Annotated in this window: 19 protein-coding genes; 6 read left to right on the forward strand and 13 right to left on the reverse strand. The window is 71.7% G+C overall.

Going from position 1 to position 16,631, the window contains the following annotated elements:
* Positions 1-54: 54 nt before the first annotated feature.
* Positions 55-2,211, reverse strand: coding sequence for a glycogen debranching N-terminal domain-containing protein (locus tag M8C17_RS03830; RefSeq protein WP_252414910.1), 2,157 nt, complete (start codon positions 2,209-2,211; stop codon positions 55-57).
* A gap of 118 nt (positions 2,212-2,329) precedes the next feature.
* Between M8C17_RS03830 and M8C17_RS03835 the strand changes: the two genes are divergently transcribed.
* A complete protein-coding gene (locus M8C17_RS03835) occupies positions 2,330-3,778 on the forward strand; it encodes a M20/M25/M40 family metallo-hydrolase (protein ID WP_252414911.1) in 1,449 nt (482 codons plus the stop codon).
* A gap of 65 nt (positions 3,779-3,843) precedes the next feature.
* Here the strand turns inward: M8C17_RS03835 and M8C17_RS03840 are convergent, their stop codons facing one another.
* Together M8C17_RS03840 and M8C17_RS03845 are read right to left on the reverse strand one after the other, a co-directional pair.
* On the reverse strand, positions 3,844-4,371 hold the full coding sequence (locus M8C17_RS03840; RefSeq protein ID WP_252414912.1) for a GNAT family N-acetyltransferase: 528 nt from the start codon (positions 4,369-4,371) through the stop codon (positions 3,844-3,846).
* A 49-nt stretch (positions 4,372-4,420) separates the two neighbouring features.
* On the reverse strand, positions 4,421-5,416 hold the full coding sequence (locus M8C17_RS03845; protein ID WP_252414913.1) for a LacI family DNA-binding transcriptional regulator: 996 nt from the start codon (positions 5,414-5,416) through the stop codon (positions 4,421-4,423).
* A 123-nt stretch (positions 5,417-5,539) separates the two neighbouring features.
* Here M8C17_RS03845 and M8C17_RS03850 point away from each other — a divergent pair, with 123 nt between their 5' ends.
* The gene (locus M8C17_RS03850; RefSeq protein ID WP_252414914.1) at positions 5,540-6,100 is read left to right on the forward strand and encodes an ABATE domain-containing protein; all 561 of its coding nucleotides are present in this window, start codon (positions 5,540-5,542) and stop codon (positions 6,098-6,100) included.
* Between the two features lie 16 nt (positions 6,101-6,116).
* Here M8C17_RS03850 and M8C17_RS03855 read toward each other — a convergent pair whose 3' ends face one another.
* On the reverse strand, positions 6,117-6,839 hold the full coding sequence (locus M8C17_RS03855; protein WP_252415082.1) for a VOC family protein: 723 nt from the start codon (positions 6,837-6,839) through the stop codon (positions 6,117-6,119).
* Between the two features lie 220 nt (positions 6,840-7,059).
* Here M8C17_RS03855 and M8C17_RS03860 point away from each other — a divergent pair, with 220 nt between their 5' ends.
* On the forward strand, positions 7,060-7,650 hold the full coding sequence (locus M8C17_RS03860; protein ID WP_252414915.1) for a carboxymuconolactone decarboxylase family protein: 591 nt from the start codon (positions 7,060-7,062) through the stop codon (positions 7,648-7,650).
* A 42-nt stretch (positions 7,651-7,692) separates the two neighbouring features.
* A complete protein-coding gene (locus tag M8C17_RS03865; RefSeq protein WP_252414916.1) occupies positions 7,693-8,337 on the forward strand; it encodes a hypothetical protein in 645 nt (214 codons plus the stop codon).
* Between the two features lie 11 nt (positions 8,338-8,348).
* Here the strand turns inward: M8C17_RS03865 and M8C17_RS03870 are convergent, their stop codons facing one another.
* The 5 genes from M8C17_RS03870 to M8C17_RS03890 form a co-directional block, all read right to left on the reverse strand.
* Entirely contained in the window at positions 8,349-8,642 is a 294-nt protein-coding gene (locus M8C17_RS03870) for a DUF6510 family protein (protein WP_252414917.1), read from the reverse strand.
* 34 nt (positions 8,643-8,676) lie between these two features.
* Positions 8,677-9,441: a ferredoxin reductase gene (locus tag M8C17_RS03875; protein WP_252415083.1), complete on the reverse strand. Its 765-nt coding sequence runs from the start codon at positions 9,439-9,441 to the stop codon at positions 8,677-8,679.
* Between the two features lie 7 nt (positions 9,442-9,448).
* On the reverse strand, positions 9,449-10,048 hold the full coding sequence (locus M8C17_RS03880; protein WP_252414918.1) for a sulfite oxidase-like oxidoreductase: 600 nt from the start codon (positions 10,046-10,048) through the stop codon (positions 9,449-9,451).
* A 76-nt stretch (positions 10,049-10,124) separates the two neighbouring features.
* Positions 10,125-11,147, reverse strand: coding sequence for a TerC/Alx family metal homeostasis membrane protein (locus tag M8C17_RS03885; RefSeq protein ID WP_252414919.1), 1,023 nt, complete (start codon positions 11,145-11,147; stop codon positions 10,125-10,127).
* Between the two features lie 220 nt (positions 11,148-11,367).
* Positions 11,368-11,778, reverse strand: coding sequence for a DUF2267 domain-containing protein (locus tag M8C17_RS03890; protein ID WP_252414920.1), 411 nt, complete (start codon positions 11,776-11,778; stop codon positions 11,368-11,370).
* A gap of 161 nt (positions 11,779-11,939) precedes the next feature.
* Between M8C17_RS03890 and M8C17_RS03895 the strand changes: the two genes are divergently transcribed.
* Together M8C17_RS03895 and M8C17_RS03900 are read left to right on the forward strand one after the other, a co-directional pair.
* Entirely contained in the window at positions 11,940-12,212 is a 273-nt protein-coding gene (locus M8C17_RS03895; protein WP_252414921.1) for a DUF2795 domain-containing protein, read from the forward strand.
* 42 nt (positions 12,213-12,254) lie between these two features.
* Complete coding sequence (locus M8C17_RS03900) at positions 12,255-12,923, forward strand: DUF1345 domain-containing protein (protein ID WP_252414922.1); 669 nt, start codon at positions 12,255-12,257, stop codon at positions 12,921-12,923.
* A gap of 248 nt (positions 12,924-13,171) precedes the next feature.
* On the opposite strand, the gene M8C17_RS03905 is transcribed toward M8C17_RS03900, so the two are convergent.
* The 4 genes from M8C17_RS03905 to M8C17_RS03920 form a co-directional block, all read right to left on the reverse strand.
* Entirely contained in the window at positions 13,172-13,843 is a 672-nt protein-coding gene (locus tag M8C17_RS03905) for a hypothetical protein (RefSeq protein ID WP_252414923.1), read from the reverse strand.
* Between the two features lie 55 nt (positions 13,844-13,898).
* On the reverse strand, positions 13,899-14,870 hold the full coding sequence (locus M8C17_RS03910; RefSeq protein WP_252414924.1) for a pirin family protein: 972 nt from the start codon (positions 14,868-14,870) through the stop codon (positions 13,899-13,901).
* A gap of 69 nt (positions 14,871-14,939) precedes the next feature.
* Entirely contained in the window at positions 14,940-15,869 is a 930-nt protein-coding gene (locus M8C17_RS03915; RefSeq protein WP_252414925.1) for a cell wall-active antibiotics response protein, read from the reverse strand.
* A 181-nt stretch (positions 15,870-16,050) separates the two neighbouring features.
* Complete coding sequence (locus M8C17_RS03920) at positions 16,051-16,608, reverse strand: hypothetical protein (RefSeq protein WP_252414926.1); 558 nt, start codon at positions 16,606-16,608, stop codon at positions 16,051-16,053.
* Positions 16,609-16,631: the final 23 nt, after the last annotated feature.

A 16,631-nucleotide genomic window follows, 5' to 3' on the forward strand; every position in this document is an offset into this window, starting at 1 on the left:
CGTTTCCCGCCGAAGCCCCGGACAAACGTCGAACGCGTCGCTGTCGCGCCGCCGTCAGGTCGGCTGGAGCCGGACATGCCCGGTGGTTCGCACCGCCTCCAGCTCCCACTCGCGGCCGAACGCGCGCACCCGCTCGGCGGTTATCCGGCCCAGCTCGGGTGGAATGTCCGGGTCGAGGACCAGCCGCCCGTCGACCGGGTTGACACCGAGCAACGCGCGGACCAGGGCCAGAGGCGTGCCGGCCGCCCATGCCTGCGGGCTGCACGCCGTCGGGTACGGCACGGCGAACAGCAGCCGCTCCCGGACGTACCCGCTGAGCGCCTCCGGCAGCCGGTGGCCGAACTGCTCGGCCGCGTCGAACATCGCCAGGATCACCTGGTTCGCCTCCGCCCGGTAGCCGTACCTGGTCAGGCCGAGCACGGCGATGGAGTTGTCGTGCGGCCAGACCGTACCGAGGTGGTAGCCGAGGGCGTTGTAGAGCCGCTCCTCCAGCGACAACGTGCGGATGCCCCAACCGGAGAACATGTTCGGTGACATGAGCTGGCGCACCACCGCGTCGGCGCGCTCTGGCGGCACGATCCCGCTCCACAGCAGGTGACCCATGTTGGAGGTCTTGGCGTCCACCTGGTTCTTGTCACCGTCCAGGGCGACCGCGTAGTAGCCGCCCCGCTCCTCGATCCAGAAGTCCCGGTTGAACCGCTCGTACAGGGTGCCGGCCTCGTCGCGCAGCCGCAGCGCCAGCGCGGGATTGTCCAACGGCCCGTCGAACAGCTCGGCCATCCGCACCTTCGCGTCGTACGTGTAACCCTGCAGGTCGGACGTCGCCAGCGGGAGCACCGGGATGCGGCCGTCGGCGAAGCAGACGCCGTCCGGCGAATCCCGCCAGCACTGGTTGCCCAGCCCCTCCGGGGAGCGTGTGGCGTACTCGACGTAGCCGTCGCCGTCCCGGTCGCCGTACTCGTCGATCCAGCGCAGAGCGGCCAGCGCGTTGTCCCGCAGGTGCTGGACGGTCTCGTCGTCGCCGGTCCAGCGCCAGTACTCCGAGAGCAGGATCAGCCACAGCTGCGTGGCATCGGCCGTGCCGTAGTACGGGCCGTACGGCTTGAGCCCGGTGCGGGTCAGTTCGCCGCTGCGCACCTCGTGAAGGATCTTGCCGGGCTCCTCGTCGGTGAAGTCGTCGCACGTGTCGCCCTGGAGCCGGGCCAGCGCGAGCAGCGCTCCCTTGGCGAGCATCGGCCCGGCGACCAGGGTCTGGTACGCGGTGATCAGGGTGTCCCGGCCGAAGACGGTGAGGAACCAGGGCAGCCCTGCCCCGGGCAGCATGATCCGCTGGCCCTTGACCTCGAGGTCGAGCCGCAGCGCGGCGATGTCGTCGCGGGACTGCCGCACGGTGCGCTCCAGCGGCTGGTTGTCACTGCGCAGCACCGCCCGGTCCTCGGTCCACCGGCGTAGCGGGTCGTCGGCCCTGCCGTGGATGACGTCGGCGATGTCTCCCCGGACCGGCTCGACCACCCCCAATCCGGGCGGTAGTGGCACGTCCAGGTCCACCTCCCACTTCTCACGGGGACCCAGGTGCAGATCCCAGACCAGCTCGTCACCCTCGACGCGGTCCGCCGGCGTTCGGCAGCACACCCGGGTCTGGGCGGAGAAGTCCCCGTTCCGGTAGGAGAAGCACAGCTCGGATCCGTCGGCGGCATGGTTGCGGGTGATCTCTGCAGAACGGTCCCGGACCACCGACTTGACCTCGAACAGGTCGGCGAAGTCGACGTCAACGGCCAGCCGCACCTCCACCCGGACCGGCTCCGGCCGGAACGACACCAGCTCCAGCCGCTCGTGAAAGCCGTCACCCACATAGCGGAGCCGCCGGACACCCAAACTGTTCGGAGGCAGCCCCGGCAGCTCGGAGTTGGTGAGCACGTACTGCGCCGAGTAGTGGTCGATGGTTTCGGCGCGCAGCACCAGCAGCTCCCCGCCGTTGACGGTCACCGTCCAGCCGCTGATCAGCCGGGTGTCCAGGTGCACGAGCCCACCGATGCTGCCCGGTGGCACGTCCCCGGACGGGTTGGAGTACATGAACGTGGGCCCGCTGAGCACGGCGAGAGAGTCGGGCCCCAGCTCGGGTGGCATGGCCCGCTGGTCACCGCCCTCCCCGGGCGCCTTCGCGGCCAGACCGGGCGTGGGGTCGGCAGGGGTCGCGCGCACGGCAGCCATACCACCCACCGTAGGAACGCCGGGCACCGCCAGTCATCACCCGGTTCGGGTGAAAGCCGCGGAACATCCATGCCCGGCGATGTAGACAGGCACCGTCGTCGATGGAGAGGATGCCGGAATGGGATCTGACGACACCGGCGACCGACCCACGAGGTCCACCCGCCGCACCTTCCTGTCCGCCTCTGCCGCCGCCACCGCGGCGACCGCCGCCACCGTGGCCGTGCCCGCGCTCGCCGCGCCGGCCGCCGCCGACGCCCCGCCCGCCGGCCCTGGCCGCCCGATCCGCCCCCAGCAGCCCGACCGCGAGCTGCGCGACCTGCTGCGCCAGGTCGACCCCCGGCGGATCGAGGCGATCGTGCGCCGTTTGGCCGCGTTCGGCACCCGGCACACCCTCTCCAGCCAGGACGACCCGCAGCGGGGCATCGGCGCCGCCCGGGACTGGATCTTCGCCCGCCTTCAGGAGTACGCGGCCACCTCGGGCGGCCGGATGACGGTCGAACTCCAGTCGTACATCCAGCAGCCGGCGTCGCGGATCCCCACCGCGACCCGGATCACCAACGTGGTGGCCACCCTGCGCGGCCAGACCTCCCCGAACCGCACCTACGTGGTGACCGGCCACTACGACTCCCGGGTGACCGACGTGATGGACGCGGTCAGCGACTCACCCGGCGCCGACGACGACGCCTCGGGGGTGGCCGTGGTCATGGAGCTGGCCCGCTTGATGGCCACCCGCCCTACCGCGGCCACCGTCGTCTTCGCCGCGGTCGCCGCCGAGGAGCAGGGGCTGTACGGCTCGGCGTACCTGGCCCAGCAGCTCAAGGCCGCCGGCGCGGACGTGCAGGGCATGTTCAGCGACGACATCGTCGGCAGCAGCACCGCCGACGACGGCACGCGCGACCCGCACGCGGTGCGGCTGTTCGCCGAGGGTGTGCCGACGGCGGAGACCCCGGCGGAGGCGAGCACCCGGCAGTCCGTCGGCGGTGAGAACGACTCACCGTCCCGGCAGCTCGCCCGGTTCGTTCGGGACGTGGCGGAGAACGACGCCACCGGGATGCGGGTGCGGGTGATCTACCGGCGGGACCGCTACCTGCGCGGCAGCGACCACATCTCGTTCCTCCGCGAGGGCTGGCCGGCGGCGCGGTTCACCGAGCCGAACGAGGACTTCGCCCACCAGCACCAGGACGTCCGGGTGCAGGACGGGCAGCAGTTCGGTGACCTGCCGGAGTTCTGCGACTTCGGCTACATCGCCCGGGTGGCCCGGGTCAACGGCGCGACACTCTGGTCGCTGGCCCAGGCGCCCGGCACGCCCAAGCGCGCCATCATCGTGACCACCGACCTGACCAACAACACGACGCTGCGCTGGCAGCGCGGCGACGAGCCGGACCTGGCCGGCTACGAGGTGCTGTGGCGGGAGACCACGGCCGCCGAGTGGCAGCGGGTGATCCCGGTCGGCGACGTCACCGAGGTCAGCATCGACCTGTCCAAGGACAACGTCTTCTTCGGCATCCGCGCGGTCGGCCGTGACGGCCTGCGCAGCCCGGTCGCGTTCCCCCGGCCGGGCAGTTGAGCGACGCCTCGCACCGGTTCCTGGCCGCCTCCCGGCGGTAACCCCGTGGCACCGGCGGCGGCCGATCAGGTCGCCGCCGGTGCGGTGATCGCCCACCGCTCGTGGTCCCGCCAGGCGCCGTCGATGAACAGGTAGTCCGGGGAGAAGCCCTCCAACCGGAAACCCAGCTTGCGGGCCACCCGCCGGGACGGCTCGTTGCCCGGCTGGATGTTCGCCTCCAACCGGTGCAGCCCGAGCGCGCCGAACGCGTGGTCGATGACCAGGGCGACTCCCGCCGAGGCGTGCCCGGTGCCGCTGTACGGCTGGAACGCCGCGTACCCCAGGTAGCCGCCGCGCAGCGCGCCCAGCACGATCCCGCTGATGTTCACATAGCCGGCGATCTCACCGCTGGCCCGGTCGCAGATCAGGTAGCCGGAGCCGTCGCGGCGGCGGATCCGGCGCAGGTAGCGGTCGTACTCCTCGGGGCTGTCCGGCGCGACCAGCCACGGGTGGTGCAGGTCCCGGCTGCGCCGCGCGGCGGCGACGAACTCCTCGCAGTCCGAGGGCCGGGGTCGACGGATCGCGGCGGGGCCACCGGTACGCAGGTATCTCACGGCGGAACACTCTCGCCGAGGTACCCGCGCGTTGTCCAACCGGCCGCGCTCAGCGCGGCTCGGTGCTCTCCCGAGGCAGGACCGTGTGCGGCGCGGTCACCCGGGCGAAGGCCGCGTCGGGCTGGTCGATCCGGTTGGCGACCCGGGCGACGGCCTCCCGGGCGAGAAAAGCGGTGTCGATGCTGACGGTGCTCAGGGTGGGCCGGGAGTAGCGCCCCTCCTCGATGTCGCCGATGCCGATGACGGCGACGTCGCCGGGGACACGCAGCCCGGCGTCGAAGGCGGCGCGCATCGCGCCGATGGCAAGGGCGTCGGAGTAGCAGAAGATGGCGTCCGGACGCTCCGGCTGGGCGAGCAGGGCACGGGCCGCGCGGTAGCCGTCGGCCCGGCGGTGTCGCGACGCGGGCAACCGGTGACCGGGGACGGGGGCCAGCCCGGCCCGGCACAGCGCGCGGTGGTAGCCGTCCGCTCGCGGTGACTCCCTCGGGTACGCGCCGATCGCCGCGATCCGACGACGGCCGGCGCCCAGCAGGTGTGCGGTCGCGTCCTCGGCGGCCCGGGCCACGTCGATGGTGACCTGGTCGCAGCGGCCGTGCCGGGCCTCGCCGCCCACCAGCACGACGGGACGCCCGGCGGCGGTCAGCGCCTCGACCAGCTCGCTCGGCGCGACGGGCGCGCTGACCAGCACGCCGTCCACCGGCATCGCTCGGGCATCGCCCAGCGCCGGCGCCGCTGGCTCGTCGTCGGGCGGGGCCTGTTCGATGACGACGCGGTAGCCCCGGCTCCCGGCCTCGCGGACGACCTCACGGGCGAGGTCGTCCGGGTAGGGCACATCGGCGCCGGGCAGGACGAGGGCCAGCACGCCGGTGCGTCCGGTCCGCAGGGTCCGGGCGAACGCGTTCGGCCGGTAGCCGAGCTGCGCGACGGCGGCGTCGACCCGGCGGCGCACGTCGGCGCTCACGTGGGGATAACCGTTGACCACGTTCGAGACGGTCTTCACCGACACGCCGGCGAGTCGTGCCACGTCCTTGAGCGTGGAAGCCACGACACTGCCCTCCCCCGGCGAACATCACACCAGCGAACCGGTTTCACTGGTGTAGTTCCGACCCTCCCAGGCGGTTTCACACCTGTCAAGGCGCTACGGTGGTGTGAACGAAGGGGGTGGCCGGTGGACGACGACAGCGCGGTGCCGGCCGCCGTGCGGCTGGTCCGGGACTTCGTGAACACCCTCGAACCGCAGATCGACGACGAGACGCTGACAAGCCCCGACCGGCTCCGCGACTGGTTCGTCGACCGGGAACTGCTGCCGCCGGAGACGCGCCTCGGACCGGCGGACCTCGACGTGGCCGTGACGGTCCGGGAGGGCCTGCGCGCCGTGCTGCTCGGCAACGCCGGTCACCAGGCCGACGCCACCGCCGTGGAAGGGCTCAACCAGGCCCTGGCTGGGCTGCCGGTCACGCTGCGCTTCACCGACGGCGGCCGCCGCCTCGTCGCCGCCGGCAGCAGTCCCCTCAACCTGGCGCTGGCCGGGCTGGTCGACGCCATCCGCGTGTGCGGTGAGGACGGCACCTGGCCGCGCCTCAAGGTCTGCGCCCGCGACACCTGCCGCTGGGCCTACTACGACGCCTCCCGCAACCAGGCCCGCCGCTGGTGCTCGATGGCCGGCTGCGGCAACTACATCAAGATGAGGCGGGCGTACGCCGTTCGCACGGGCCGCCCGCCCGCCTAGTTGACTCTGGCCGCCCCTAGCGGGGCGTCAGCACCCGGAACTCGTTGCCGTCGGGATCGGCCAGCAGCACGTCGCCGGCGCCACCGTGGTCGGCGTCGATTCGGGTCGCCCCGAGAGAGAGCAGACGGTCGACCTCCGCCTGCTGATCACCGTAGAGCCCCGGAGCGAGGTCGAGACGCAGTCTGTCCTTGCCGTTCTTCGGCATCAACGGCGGACCACCCCACGTGATCTTCGGACCGCCGGCAGGCGACTGGATGGCGGTCTCCTGGTCCTGGTCCCAGACCAGCGGCCACCCGAGCGCCTCGCTCCAGAAATACCCGACCTTCTGCGTACCGTCGCAGGACAGCGCACCGACGAACCCGCAGCCGGCGAGGAAGTTGTTGCCCGGACCGATGACGCAGAACTCGTTGCCCTCCGGGTCGGCGAGCACCACGTGGCCCTCCTCCGGGCCCTGGCCGATGTCGATGTGCCGACCGCCCAGCTCCAGCGCTCTGGCCACCGTCTGCTGCTGGTGCTCCAGGGATGCGCTCGTCAGATCGAAGTGCATGGGGTTCTGCCCGACCTTGGGCTGCCGGGTCGGAGGAAAGCGGAGTCGGAACCCGGTGTCGTCGTCGGGAAGGACCAGGAGGCCCTCGCGGGGATCGTCGACCAGCTCCCGGCCCAGGAGCCCGGACCAGAACCGCGCGACGCGAGGAGGCTCGATCGCGTCGAAGCACACCGCGAACAGGTGGCTGGTCATCGCTCTGCTCATCTCCGATCCGTTGACGGACCACCGTCGACAGAACGCGCGGGCAGCCCTGGGATCGCGAGCCTACGGGTGAGCCTGGACGCCCGCACCCGAGTATTCGGCGCCCCGGCCCATCATCCCGCCACCACCTCCGGACTGACCTCTCCCGTGCTGTCACAGCTCCACCCCGGCCGGTGTCTTCATGCGGAGACCCACCCGAGGAGGAGGAGACATGACCAGCAACGCCCGGATTCCCCAGGCCGAGATCACCGGCCTCTACGGCGCCGTCCTCAAGCGATTCAGCAGGAGGAAGTTCGGCGAGGTACCGGAGGCGCTCGGTGTGATGTGGCACCACCGGCAGGTGCTCAAGTTCGGCTTCGGCCTCAACCAGAAGGCCGCGAAGTGGAACGAGTGCGACAAGGACCTGAAGTCCTACGCCCACATGGCGGTGGCGTCCCTGATCGGCTGCTCGTTCTGTCTCGACCTGGGGTACTTCATGGCGCACAACGAAGGGCTCGACGTGACCAAGGCCCGCGAGGTGCCGCGCTGGCGGGAGTCCGAAGTCTTCACGCCACGGGAGCGCGACGTCCTGGAGTACGCCGAGGCGATGTCGCAGACCCCACCGACCGTCACCGACGACCTTTCCGCTCGGCTGCTGAAGCAGCTCGGGGCGCCGGCGTTGGTCGAACTCACCGCCTGGATCGCGGTGGCGAACCAGTCCGCGCGTACGAACGTCGCGCTCGGCATCGAGGCCGAGGGTTTCGCCGCCTCGTGCGGCCTGGCACCCCTGGCGCAGCCGAACGGCGCCGCGTCACGGGCATGACGCTGCCGGCCGGTGGTCCGTTGCGGATGCGAGGATCAACCCGTGGACGACGAGTTGGTGGCCGCGCTGACGCGCGTTCAGGACGCGTTCGCCCGGTACCCGCGGCGGGGGGTTCTGGAGGGCTGCCCGCACTGCCGGGGCTCGGTGGTCGTCGACGATCACGACCTGTTCGGACTGACCATCAGCCTCGGCAATACCGTCGGCAGCCGTGACGACGTGAAGAGTCTGCTGCCGGTGCTGCTGGAGCGTCTGCTCGTGTCGGGGGAGCTTGAACCGTCCATCGTCTTCGGCAAGCTCTCCCGCCAGGGGTGGCGTTCCTGGCCGGAGGTCGAGCAGGATGCCGTCGACGGGTACCTCGACGCGGTGTGGCGATCGGTACTGGCAGGTCACCCGTCCCGGCTCGAGTCGTTCCCCGACGCGGTGAGCTTCCTCGACGCGGCCCTTCTCACCGGCGAGAGCATCGACCGGTTCCTGCACACCTGGGACGTCACGCTCACCCCGTCGGCGGACCGTCACCTCGCCGAGACGGTGAACGGACTCAACTTCGCGGCCCAGAAGCCGAGCGCTCTTGGCGACTGGTTACGCCGCGACACGACCCGCGACCGGCTCTACCGTGCGTTCGAGCGTGACCCCAACTCGGCCTGGTCGGATGATCTCGCGAGGGCCTACGATCTCCTCCGCGTCTGAGGAGGCCCGCGTCAGAGCGGGCTGGGGTACGGCTGCTCCATCGGCATCGGGACCTGGAGGAAGGTGGTGCCGCGCATGTCCAGCCAGGCCCGGTCGGGGCCCCGGACCAGGCGCAGCATCACCTCCTCGCAGGACGGGCAGCGCGCGATCAGGCCCGGAGCGTGCGAGAAGACGCGCAGGCTGGCCATCGAACCGGTCATCCCGCAGTTCTCGCAGCGCCCCGTCGCGGTGCTCAGGTCGACGGCGAACAGCTCGCGCAGCGGGCCGTCGAGCATGTTGCCGTCCAGGTAGGACATCTCGGTCATCGGGTCTCCTCGACGTTGCGGGCGAGCGGGGCGGTCAGCCGGTGGGGCCGAAGCGTTCGGTCTTGACCCGTCGCGACGGGTGGCCCAGCCCCACCAGCAGGTCGGCCACGGCCTCCACGAACCCGGTCGGGCCACAGACGTAGGTGAGGGGTTCCAGGTCCGGCGGCCAACCGTGGGTGTTCACGTCGGCCAGCCCCATCCGGTGCGGCTCACCGCGCCACCCGTCGGGCGCCTCGCGGGTGTACACGTACGCCACGTCGAGCCCGAAGTCGTCGCGGACCCGGCGGCGCAGCTCGTCGGCGTAGATCACGTCGTTCGGGGTCCGCACCGAGTAGAGCAGCCGGAACGGCACCTTGCTGCCGGTCGCCCGCCGTGCCCGGATCATCGCCATCAGCGGCACGATGCCGGAGCCGCCCGCGAGCAGCTGCACCGGTGCCGTCTCCTCCGGTCGCCAGATGAACCAGCCACCGAGCGGCCCGCGCACCTCCACCGGGTCGCCGTGGCCGAAGACGTCGATGAGGTACGGAGACACCTCGCCGTTGTGCACCCGCTGCACGGTCACCTCGATACGCGGGCCGCCGGGGCCGTCCACCACCGGCCCGGCAATCGAGTACGACCGGGCCGCCTGATAGCCGTCCGGTGCGGTCAGCCGCACGTCGACGTGCTGCCCGGGCAGGTGGCCCGGCCAGTCGGGGACCTCCAGCACCAGGGTCTGGGCGCTCGGCGTCTCGACCCGGCGCTCCACGAGCCGGCCCACCTGCCAGCGGATCGGGGCGCGCGCCGGGGTGCCGGTCGCCACCGCGCGCTCAGTCACCCTGGTACCGCTGTTCGCGCCACGGGTCGCCGTAGTCGTGGTAGCCGGCGGTCTCCCAGAACCCCGGCTCGTCCATCGTCTTGAGCCGGATGCCGCGCACCCACTTGGCCGACTTCCAGAAGTACAGGTGCGGTACCAGCAGTCGCGCCGGCCCGCCGTGTTCGGGCGCCAGCGGTGCGCCGTCGAAGGTGTGCGCCACCCAGGCCCGGCCGCCGCGCAGGTCGTCCAGGGGCAGGTTGGTGGTGTACCCGCCGTAGGAGTGCGCGAGCGCGAAGTGCGCCCCGGTGTCCACACCGTCGAGCAGGACGTCCAACGAGACGCCCTTCCAGTTGGTGCCGAGCTTGGACCAGTGGGTGACGCAGTGGATGTCGACCATCGGCGTCTCCTGCGGCAGCGCCATCAGCTCCTGCCACGACCACCGGTACTCGGCGCCGTTCTCCGCCGCGATGACGAACTCCCAGGTGTCCAGCGAAACCCGGGGCGTCGGGCCGGCGGAGAGCACCGGGAAATCCTCGGTCAGGTACTGCCCGGGCGGCAGGGCCGGCTCCTGCGTTCGGGGCCGACCCTGAAAGCCCGGTGACACGATTCCCATTGCACAGTCGTACCACCCACGCGAGCGGGGGCGGGTGGTTTCCCGCGTACCCCCTCGTCGCCCCGGCGCGGCGCGGTCAGCGCTGCTCCGCCACCACCTCGCGCTCCTCGGGCTGACCGCCACGAGTGGCGCGCAGGCTGGTCAGCGTGACCACCACCAGCACACCGATGATCACCCCGAGCGAGGCCAGGGTGGGAATCTGCGGAACGCTCTCCCAGATCCCGTGCGCCCAGTGCAGACCCAGCTTGAGGCCGATGAACGCCAGGATGATGGCCAGGCCGTAGCTGAGGTGCACCAGCCGGCTCAGCGCCGCGTGCAGGACGAAGTAGAGCGCACGCAGGCCGAGCAGGGCGAACGCGTTGGTGGCGAAGACCAGGTACGGGTCCTCGGTGATGCCGTAGACCGCCGGCACCGAGTCGACCGCGAAGACCACGTCGGTGGCCAGCACCGCGACGACCACCAGGGCGAACGGGGTCAGCGCCCGCTTGGCGCCCTGCCGGACGGTCATCCGGGTGCCGTGGTACTCGTCGACCACCGGCATGAATCTGCGCAGCACCTTCACCGAGCGCATCTTGCTGATGTCAACCTCCTGCTGGTGCCCGGAGAGGGCATCGCGGAGGAGCTTCACCGCGGTGGCGATGAGGATGATCGCGAAGAGCAGGAAGGCGAAGTCCAGGGTCTGCAACGCGGCCGCACCGAGGGCGATGAAGACCGCCCGCAGGACCAGCGCGCCAGCGATGCCGTAGAGCAGCACCCGCTGTGCGAGCACCGCCGGCACCGCGAACGCGGCCAGCAGCAGCATGAAGACGAAGAGGTTGTCGACGGAGAGCGACTTCTCCACCAGGTAGCCGGTGAGGTACTGCACGCCCAGCTCCGAGCCGTAGCGGGCCCAGAGCCAGCCGCCGAACGCCAGCGGCAGGGCGATGTAGAACGCCGACCAGCCGATCGCCTCCCGCATGGACACCTCGTGCGGGCGGCGGGTAACCAGGAAGTCGAGCACCAGCAGCAGCAACACGCCGGCGATGGTCACCACCCACAACGTGGGGGTGCCCACCGTCGACAGCTCACCGGCGGCAGACAGGTACGACACCTCGGTCATGGGGCCTCCTCGAACACCGTGTCATGTTCGAGGTCTCCTTCACCCACCAAAGGTGGGCAACCACCCGAGGCGCGCCGGGCGCGCCGTACTGACCGGAATGGTTCGTGGGAAGTACTCCCCTCGCACGACAAGGTTAGGCCAGGCTCAATCGCCACGCCAAACCGGACATCGATGGTTGCCCTGACCAACCGCTGTGCACTCCCGGACGAGGGTGTCGCCGTCAGCCGCGACGCAGCGTCGCGCCCGGCGCCATCGACTGCTCGACCAGCGCTCGGTAGTCGCGGGGCAGCTGGGTGGCCACGTCGTCGAACTCCCCGCCGGTGATGGCCTCGCGCAGGGTCGTGAAGACCGCCCGGACGGCCTCGCGTGCCGCCGGCTCGTCCACACGGGCGCGCAACGCGACCCGGGCGACGAACTCGGCCGCCCCGATCCGTTCCGCCTGCTCGACGCTCGGGCTCGGTTTCAGCACCAACTGCAACGGCTGGGGTAGTTGGACGGCCAGGTCCAGCACCTCGCCACCGGTCAGCCGCTCGGCGAGTGTCTCCAGCACGGCCCGGGTCAGCTCGACGGCCTGCTCGGACGGCGCCCTGGTCCGCTGGGAAACCTGGTCGATGAAGGTGTCGTAGTTCATCCGTACTCCCCTCCGGCCGGGCTCGCGTCGGCGCCTGCGGGTACCCGCGGCGGCGGGGTGGAAACGGCACCGATTCCACCCCCGGTCCGGGCGTGACCCGGCGGCGGGCGGGTAACCGCCGCCGGTCGTGACCACATCGATGCCCCGAGGGAGCTCCTGCCATGGCGAGCTACACCGAGGTCCTGCAGTACCTGTCGAGCCTGGACTACCCGGCCGAGAAGGACGACGTGGTCCGTGAGGCCGAGCGGGAGGGCGCACCGCCGGACGTCCTGAAGGCGTTGCGCGCACTTCCGCCGGTGGACTACGCCAACGGCACCGAGGTGGCCCGCTCCGCCGGCATCGAGGCGGCCCCCGAGGTCGGCCCGTCGCAGCGGGCGGCGCAGGCCCGGGACACCAAGCACAACCGGGTCTCGCAGCACCTCCGCGGCATCTGACCCGGCGGTGGCGGCCTCGGCTCCCACGGTCGGGCGGCGCGGATGACCAGAACCGGCCCGCTGTCGCGCCCGCCGTACGGGCACACTCCCGCCGCGTTCCAGCTCGCTCTGGTGGGAGTGGTCGGCGTCGTCGCCGGCAGTGTCTTCGCCGCGACGCTGTCGCCTCAGCTCGCCCCGCTGGTCGGCTGGGACGCGGCAGCCCTGAGCTGGCTGGGGCTGGTCTGGCGCAGACTCTGGCCGCTGGACGCCACGCGGACCTCCCGGGTCGCCTCGTACGAGGACCCCAACCGGGCCATCCGCGACGTGGTGCTGCTGATCGCCTGCCTGGCCAGCCTGCTGGCGGTGGGACTGGTGCTGGCCACCGCCCGCGCCGCGCCGCCCGGGATGGCCCGGGAGGTGGACGGCGCGTTGGGCGTGTTCAGTGTGCTGCTGTCCTGGCTGGTGGTGCACACCGTATTCGCCGCCCGATACGCCCGGATCTACTACACCGGCCCGGACGGCGGGATCAACTTCAACCAGCCGGAGCCGCCCCGCTACACCGACTTCGCGTACGTGGCGTTCACGATCGGGACGACGTTCCAGGTCTCGGACACCAACCTGACCAGCAACGAGATGCGCAGCACCGTCCTGCGGCATTCGATGATCTCGTACCTCTTCGGCGCGTTCATCATCGCCGTGACGGTGAACCTGCTGGCCGGTCTGGCCCGCTGAGCGCCCACCTGACCCGGATGCGGCACGGGCGGCGGGCTGGTCGCCGGGACAGGCGGGCGCCCCGGGGTCACGAACCGCGACCGGGGGCGCCACGCAAACCTGCCCAGGCGGTGAGTCACGTCCGAACCGGGCGCGATCACCAGGCGGTGGAGGCCGCCCGAACCGAGCGGCTGTCACTGCCGGGTACAACCATACGACAGAACATCCCCCGTACGGTTAGATTTTGGGGAACTGTGGGCCAGGGCACGTCATGGTCTACCGGTCAGCTCCGCGTACCGGTGCTCCAGGTCGACCCGCGCGAGCGCCCCCACCAGCCAGGCCAGCCGCTCCGACTCCCCGCTGCCGGCCAACCCGGCCAGGTCGTCGGCCGACCGTCCCAGACCGAGCCGGCGGGCCGCAGCCAACGCCCTCCGGTCGGCCACCGGCGCGACCTCCCGCCACAACGCCTGCGCCTCGCGCAGGAACAGGTCGATCACCTGATCGTCGACCCCCGGCAGCTCGGCGAGCAGCGCCCGCTCCCGGGCCGGGTCGTGGTGCGCCAGCGCGCGCAACCGCCGCAGGTCACCCCGGTACCGCTCGACGACCGTGCGGGCCAGATCGCCCAGCGCGTCCGCCAACGCGTCCACGTCGCCGCGCTGGCCGCTGTCGCGCAGCACCCGCACCCGGTCCTGATGCAGGGAACGGGCCAGCCGGGCCGCGCTGTCCCAGCCCGCGTCGCGTAGCGCGCCGGCGCCGTCCAACGCCCGGCGGAAGTCACCTCGTCGGGCCAGTAGCACCGACAGGTAGAGCACCTGGAACAGGCTCGCCGGGTTGTTGATGACCCGGAAGCCGTACTGCTCGGCGAAGCCCCGTCCACTGCCGGCAAGCCGGCGGGCCAGGCGCTTCCGGTCCTCCATCGGAGTTATCAGACTGGTCGGCATGCCGGCGACTACCCGCGCCACCGTCGGTCACACGCCGTCGGCATGGCACGCAGCGTCAGCCGTGCAGGCCGCCCGTGCGGTCGCGGGCCTTGAGCCGGGTTGTGGGCAGGGCGGGCGCCGGCAACGGCGGAGCCAAATCGTCGGCGACCACACCGAAGCGGCGCCCGGCCATCCAGTCCTCCCGCGCCGCCGCGACCTCCTCGTGGGAGCGACCGACGAAGTTCCACCACATCACCAGCGGCTCCTCGAACGGCGTCCCGCCCAGCAGCAGCAACCGAGCCCCGGCACCGCCCCGCACGGTCAGCTCGCGACGACCCGAGCCCAGGTAGAGCAGCGCCCCCGGCTCGAACCCGACCCCGCCGGCCTCGGCGGAGCCGTTCATCGCCAGCAGCGCGTACTCGAAGTCGGGCCGCAGCGGCAGCGTGGTCGGCGCCGACCCACCCAGCTCCAACTGCACACCGACCAGTGGCGTGTGCACCACAGCCGGCGACCGCTCGCCGGCGAACTCGCCGACCAGCAGGGTCACGTCCAGCTCGCCGTCACGCCACCGCGGCAGGTCGGCGTGGTGGGCGAAGTCCGCCGCGCCGGCCCGCGCCGGGTCCGGCAACGCCACCCAGAGCTGCACGCCGTGCATCACCGGCGGATGCCTGTCCGGCGACCGCTCCGAGTGGGAGATCCCGTGCCCGGAGGTCATCACGTTCAGCTGACCGGGCAGGATCGGCTGGACGTTGCCGAGGCTGTCCCGGTGCAGGATCTCGCCGTCCAACAGCCACGTCACCGTCTGCAGCCCGGTGTGCGGGTGCGGCGGCACCTCCATACCGGGCCGCTCCGCCACGTCGTCCGGCCCGAAATGGTCCACGAAGCACCAGGCGCCGACCATCCGGCGCGGGCGCTGCGGCAGCAGCCGCCGCACGGTCGTGTACCGGCCCAGCGGCACGTCGTGGCCGGGCAGCAGCACACTGCCGGGATCGACGGCGGCCACGCCGGGCGGTCGGGTCTCCGCCGGCATCGATTCAGTACGCTCCACCGCCCGACTGTACGCTCGCGCCCACCCGCCCCTGCGACCCTTCCCACCTGCGGCTACCGCCCCCGGGCGTCACCGGGTGCTGGAGGCCACCGTCACGCTGCTGGCTCCTGCCACCAGGTCGAGGTAGAGCCGGTCCGCCGACCGGTCCCATCCCGGCGTACTCAGCAGCGCCCCGGCGGCCACCCCGGCCCACCGCTCGTCACGCACCACGACCGAGCCGGCGCCAGTTCCCACGCGCACCCGTACCGGCGGCTCGCCGGGCACCCGGACGTCGAGTTGGCTCGTTCCGGCGGTCAGACGCACCGTCGTGGTGCCGTTCAGGGGTGGCAGGAGGAGTTCGGTACGGGACGACCCACCGCCAAGCTCCATGCCCAGCAGCCGAGCGCGGGTCAGGTCGAGCACCTGGCTGCTCACCCCGCCGGACAAGTGGAGGCGCCAGTCGACCCGTTCGTTGAGGTGCACCCGCACGGCCCGCTCCCCGGACGTACCGGTCGCCACCACGCCGAGCTGGACGCGCTCGCCCAGCACCGCCGGTCGCGGAACCACACCCGAGCCGGCCGGGCTGCTGATCCGGTAGAGGTCGTCACCCAGATCCGCCACCCGCAGATCGAAGGAGGACAGCCCGTCGACGAGCACGAAGGTGGCCTGCCGCCGGCCCGCCAGCGGCGCGGTCATCGTCTGCCCGACCGCCGCAGCGCCGTCACCGCCCGGCGCGACACCTCCGCGCCCGGTGGGCTCGGCGGCACCGGCCGAACTTCCGGCACCATCGGGACCAGTGCCGTCTGGTCCGGCGCCGTCGGGGGCGCCGGAGTAGGCCATGCCGAGGCGGTGCGGGTCGGCGACGATCACGGCCACTGCGGCGGCACCGAGGATCAGCACGACGACTGCGGCGGCCAGCAGGATCCGAGCCTCGCTCGACCAGCGCTGGGGCGTTGCCTCGTCAGCCGTCGGCGGCTCCGGCCCCGGTTGGCGATCCGTGCCGTGCCCCACTGCCACCATGCCTTCGTCCCTCCGCCGGTCCCCGCCGGGGGTACGTACGTACCCACCCCCGGATCGGATCACTCCGCGCCGATCGCGCCACTCCGCTCCGTTGCCTGCGGAGATTCACGGTGGTGATGCAGACGCCGCTGGCCGGCACCCGTGTCGGGTGCCGGCCAGCGATCAGATTGCTCTATACGGGTCAGCTGTTCCAGTGCTGGGCGACGAGGTCGGTGGCCTGCTGCTCCCACTGGGCGTAGGCGTCCGGGTAGGCCGATACCTGCACGGTCTGCGCGGCGTCGGTCAGTGGCATGTCCTGCCACCCGTCGACCTGCTTCAAACCCTTCAGGAACGCGGTGGTCGAGTAGTCGGGGTCGGTGATCTGCTCCGGGGTACCCCAACCCGAGCTCGGTCGCTGCTGGAACAAACCCAGCGAGTCGTGATCGTTGCGGTCGCCGAGGTGGCCCAGGTTCTCCAGCTTCGACTCCTGCAGGCTCGTCGCGATCGAGATGACCGCGGCCCGCTCGGGCAGGCCCGCCTTCTTCGTCGCGGCGATGATCGCCTTCACGTTCGCCGTCTGCTCATCGTTCAGATCGATGTGCGACTGCTCGCCCTGCGGCTTGACGGTCTGCACCGCAACCGCAACCGGCTTCGCATCGACCGGAGCAGCGGCGTGGGCGGCGATGGGACCGGCGAACACACCACCGGCGAACGCCAGACCAGCAACGGACAGCATGCTCTTACGCATGATCGTGTTCATGGGGGTAGCTCCTTCACGGGGGT

The sequence above is a fragment of the Micromonospora sp. RHAY321 genome (assembly GCF_023896955.1).
Classification (GTDB): domain Bacteria; phylum Actinomycetota; class Actinomycetes; order Mycobacteriales; family Micromonosporaceae; genus Micromonospora.

Bases quoted from the DNA above. Each gene is read 5' to 3' on its own strand.
- M8C17_RS03915 (WP_252414925.1), bottom strand. From the start codon at position 15,869: ATGGTGGCAGTGGGGCACGGCACGGATCGCCAACCGGGGCCGGAGCCG.
- M8C17_RS03900 (WP_252414922.1), top strand. From the start codon at position 12,255: ATGACCAGAACCGGCCCGCTGTCGCGCCCGCCGTACGGGCACACTCCC.
- M8C17_RS03835 (WP_252414911.1), top strand. From the start codon at position 2,330: ATGGGATCTGACGACACCGGCGACCGACCCACGAGGTCCACCCGCCGC.
- M8C17_RS03890 (WP_252414920.1), bottom strand. From the start codon at position 11,778: ATGAACTACGACACCTTCATCGACCAGGTTTCCCAGCGGACCAGGGCG.
- M8C17_RS03880 (WP_252414918.1), bottom strand. From the start codon at position 10,048: ATGGGAATCGTGTCACCGGGCTTTCAGGGTCGGCCCCGAACGCAGGAG.
- M8C17_RS03920 (WP_252414926.1), bottom strand. From the start codon at position 16,608: ATGAACACGATCATGCGTAAGAGCATGCTGTCCGTTGCTGGTCTGGCG.
- M8C17_RS03895 (WP_252414921.1), top strand. From the start codon at position 11,940: ATGGCGAGCTACACCGAGGTCCTGCAGTACCTGTCGAGCCTGGACTAC.
- M8C17_RS03870 (WP_252414917.1), bottom strand. From the start codon at position 8,642: ATGACCGAGATGTCCTACCTGGACGGCAACATGCTCGACGGCCCGCTG.
- M8C17_RS03905 (WP_252414923.1), bottom strand. From the start codon at position 13,843: ATGCCGACCAGTCTGATAACTCCGATGGAGGACCGGAAGCGCCTGGCC.
- M8C17_RS03860 (WP_252414915.1), top strand. From the start codon at position 7,060: ATGACCAGCAACGCCCGGATTCCCCAGGCCGAGATCACCGGCCTCTAC.
- M8C17_RS03885 (WP_252414919.1), bottom strand. From the start codon at position 11,147: ATGACCGAGGTGTCGTACCTGTCTGCCGCCGGTGAGCTGTCGACGGTG.
- M8C17_RS03855 (WP_252415082.1), bottom strand. From the start codon at position 6,839: ATGACCAGCCACCTGTTCGCGGTGTGCTTCGACGCGATCGAGCCTCCT.
- M8C17_RS03830 (WP_252414910.1), bottom strand. From the start codon at position 2,211: ATGGCTGCCGTGCGCGCGACCCCTGCCGACCCCACGCCCGGTCTGGCC.